General features: G+C 58.2%; 2 protein-coding genes. Both read left to right on the top strand.

Translation table 11 applies throughout. The features are described from left to right. Positions 1–2320: alpha-glucan family phosphorylase (gene glgP, locus Q0C48_RS03795; protein WP_291521705.1), on the top strand; the 2320-nt coding region annotated here is incomplete at its 5' end. 191 nt (positions 2321–2511) lie between these two features. Beyond that, a complete protein-coding gene (locus tag Q0C48_RS03790; RefSeq protein WP_291521703.1) occupies positions 2512–2886 on the top strand; it encodes a hypothetical protein in 375 nt (124 codons plus the stop codon). The last annotated feature ends 5 nt before the right edge of the window (positions 2887–2891 follow it).

The raw sequence follows: 2891 nt of genomic DNA, 5'->3' as shown, positions 1-2891 counted from the left end.
AGACCCTCACTTTGTTGCGACCCTTCAAGAAAACATCCAGCATCATCAGGAACGACTCGGAAGGGCCACCTGGTTCGCCGAAAATTATCCTCAACCCCCTTTCCACCAAATTGCTTATTTCAGCATGGAGTTCGGTCTGTCCGAGTCCCTGCCCATCTACTCGGGCGGCCTTGGCATTCTTGCCGGCGACTGCCTGAAAACCGCCAGTGATCTGGGGGTTCCTCTGATCGGTATCGGCATCCTCTGGCAACAAGGCTATTTTCGCCAAGCGCTGGATGACTGCGGCCGCCAGTCTGAACTCTATCCTCACAATGATCCCACCCAACTGCCGGTGATACCCGTGCGCACGGCTGAAGGAGAATGGTTGCGTCTGGAGCTTCCCTTTCCCGGGCGCAAGATCTTTCTGCGCGCATGGCAGGCCAAAATAGGGCGCATCGCACTCTATCTCCTGGACAGCAACGATCCCCTTAACATCCCCGCCGACCGCGGCATCACCGCCGAGCTTTACGGCGGGGGACCGGAAACCCGTCTGCAGCAGGAAATCTGTCTCGGCATCGGTGGTTGGATGCTCTTGCGGAGGTTGGGCATTCAGCCGGAGATCTGCCACCTCAACGAAGGTCATGCCGCCTTCGCTATCCTTGCCCGTGCTTATAGTCATATGCACGATCATGGCACCGACTTTTCCTGTGCGCTGACGGCTACCCGCGCAGGCAATGTCTTTACTACCCATACCCCCGTATCCGCCGGTTTTGACCGATTTTCTCCGGAACTGCTGGGTCGCTATATCGCCTGGGCGCCGGAACATTTTGGAGCCGACACCGACACGATCCTCGCTCTCGGCCGGGAAAATCCCGAAGATTCCGGGGAATCCTTCAATATGGCCTGGCTCGCCATTCACGGTAGCATCATCGTCAACGGCGTCAGCCGCCTGCATGGTAGCGTCAGTCGTCGCCTGTTTCAGCCCCTGTTTCCACGCTGGCCCGAGGACGAAGTGCCGGTCACCCATGTCACCAATGGCGTTCACATGCCCTCCTGGGATTCCGCGCAAGCCGATCGCCTCTGGACGGAGCGCTGCGGCAAAGGGCGCTGGACAGGCAATCTGCAGGATATCGAAACCGATTTTCGAGCCGCTTCCGATCAGGAACTCTGGCAGATGCTGAATGATGCCCGCCAGCAGTTGGTTCACTTCGCGCGGGAACGCCTGCAGCAGCAACTGGCGGCCACCCCCGTTTCGGGAGACGCCTGCGAACGGGCAAAGGCCGCGCTCGATCCCAACACGTTGACCATGGGTTTTGCACGCCGCTTCACGGCCTACAAACGCCCTAACCTGCTGTTGAGTGATCCGGACCGGCTCTACCGCCTACTGACCCAGCCTCACTACCCGGTGCAACTGATTATCGCGGGTAAGGCCCATCCCCAGGATGGCGCCGGCAAGGCCATGATTCAGCAGTGGACGCAATTCCTGAAGCAACACCCGGAGTTGGAGAGTCGACTGGTCTTCATCGCGGACTACGACATGCTGGTCGCCGAGCAGCTTGTTCAGGGGGTAGATCTGTGGATCAACACCCCGCGCCGCCCCTGGGAAGCCTGCGGGACCAGCGGCATGAAAGTCCTCGTCAACGGCGGCCTGAATCTCTCCGAACTGGACGGCTGGTGGGCCGAGGCCTATGCGTCGGAGCTGGGATGGGCCCTGGGCGATCGCAACGAACATGACGCGAGCCCCGACTGGGATCGGCAGGAAGCGGAGTCGCTTTACCGTCTTTTAGAGGAGGAAGTCATTCCGCTATTTTATCATCAACGCGACACCAACGGCTGTCCTTGTGGCTGGGTCGCCAAAGTACGCGAAAGCATGAGTCGGCTCACTCCGCAGTTCAGCAGCAATCGCATGCTGCAGGAATACATAAGCACGCTTTACGTGCCCGCCAGCCAACTGCTCGCCGCCCGCCAGGATCGCTCTGTCGCCGAAGGCATTTGTCGGTGGCAGAAAGATGTTGCCAGTCATTGGAACGGCCTCCATTTTGGCGAACTGACAGTACGGTCTGAAGGGGAAGTGCATCATTTTGGGATCCCCGTATATCTGGATGACCTGAATGCAGACTCCATCGCCGTACAACTCTACGCGAATGGCTGGGACGGGCACGACCCCATGGTGGTTCCCATGATCCGGGGCAATGCCCTGAGCGGGGGGATCAACAGCTACCATTATGGGTGTGACATTCCCGCCGATCATCCTGTAGAAGCTTTCACGCCGCGTATCGTGCCACAGCACAAAGCTGGCCTGGTACCTTTGGAAAGCCATAGCATTCTTTGGTACCGGTGATGGGTGCGCACTCGTGGGGCGCGGAAGGTTGGGGTCGTTCAGGATATATTCCTGGATAAGAGATGCCAGACCCGAAAGATTTCCCCTGAAACCAGGGGGGCTGGACGGTCTTGCCGGGATGTACGTTTAGGGATACAAAACAACATAATGGCATTAGATGTATTAATTATATAATTAAAAAAGGAGTTGTCATGGGTCTGCAGCCTCCCACAAAGCATCAGAACGACCACAACCTTCCCGATGTTCTCTCGGGAACCGCTTCCACCGCCATCCCCCAGCGTGACCATGTCGCCCTGGATTTCATCACGCACGCTGGTCCTCATCTGGTACTCCACATTCCCCGATCCCTTTACGATGCGCTCTGTGCCCGTCTGGGTAATGCCTACAAGGCCGGATGCTGGGTTGCCGCGCACTGCGGCGAAGTAGATACCCTTTCCCGGCAATCCATGGAACGCTATGTGAACATGATGACGTGCGACAAGCTCGGCCTGGAGCGCGGGTCGAGCCGGGTTCTGCGAATCACGGTATCGTCCATCACGGCGCCTGAGCCCAACGCAAAGGATTGACCATA

Origin of the sequence: Acidithiobacillus sp. (assembly GCF_023255755.1) — a bacterium.
In the GTDB taxonomy this organism is placed as follows: domain Bacteria; phylum Pseudomonadota; class Gammaproteobacteria; order Acidithiobacillales; family Acidithiobacillaceae; genus Acidithiobacillus.
The sequence above is the reverse complement of the archived record's forward strand: the minus strand, read 5'-3'. Positions and strand labels throughout refer to the sequence as shown.

Coding starts and splice junctions, on each gene's coding strand:
- Q0C48_RS03790 (WP_291521703.1), top strand. CDS start 2,512: ATGGGTCTGCAGCCTCCCACAAAGCATCAGAACGACCACAACCTTCCC.